1 protein-coding gene is annotated in these 470 nt (G+C 38.5%); it reads right to left on the bottom strand.

Annotated elements, in window-relative coordinates; translation table 11 throughout:
* Window positions 1–57 precede the first annotated feature (57 nt).
* Window positions 58–470: hypothetical protein (locus tag JV36_RS0108935; protein WP_032097088.1), on the bottom strand; the 413-nt coding region annotated here is incomplete at its 5' end.

The following is a 470-nucleotide window of genomic DNA, read 5'->3' as shown; positions in this document are numbered from 1 at the left end:
GTTTGCGTCCCAGCCCGCACAGCGGGCGTGCTTAATTTTTTTGTTATATGACATTTCTCAATCAGCCACTAAGTTAACAGAAAGTTCTAGGGTCTCGTATCCACATTTTGTTGCTATTGGTAATAAAGAATCAAAACTTTGATTAATGTAACCTGCTTTTTCAATGAGCAATTTGTGCTCAATCAAATCGTAGCCGACAGCGATGTTAAATTTAGTAGAGCAATCATTAAATGCCGAACCATAGATAGTTTCACTACCGTTTGCACTATCGACCATCACAATGGCGTCACATACGTTGAGAGGTGTCTGATTTGTATCGAATAACTTCACATTTACGGCGGGAATAATCACTGGTGACGTTACTTCAGGGCATTCATTTTGATCCTGATCGTCACCAGAACAACCTAATAATGGGAGTGTAGCTACAAACGCTAAAATTAAACTTTTCATTAATACATCCTTGTCATATA

Origin of the sequence: Alteromonas sp. LOR (assembly GCF_000753865.1) — a bacterium.
GTDB lineage: Bacteria > Pseudomonadota > Gammaproteobacteria > Enterobacterales > Alteromonadaceae > Alteromonas.
Note: the sequence above shows the minus strand (reverse complement) of the source record. Positions and strands in the feature narration are given on the sequence as shown.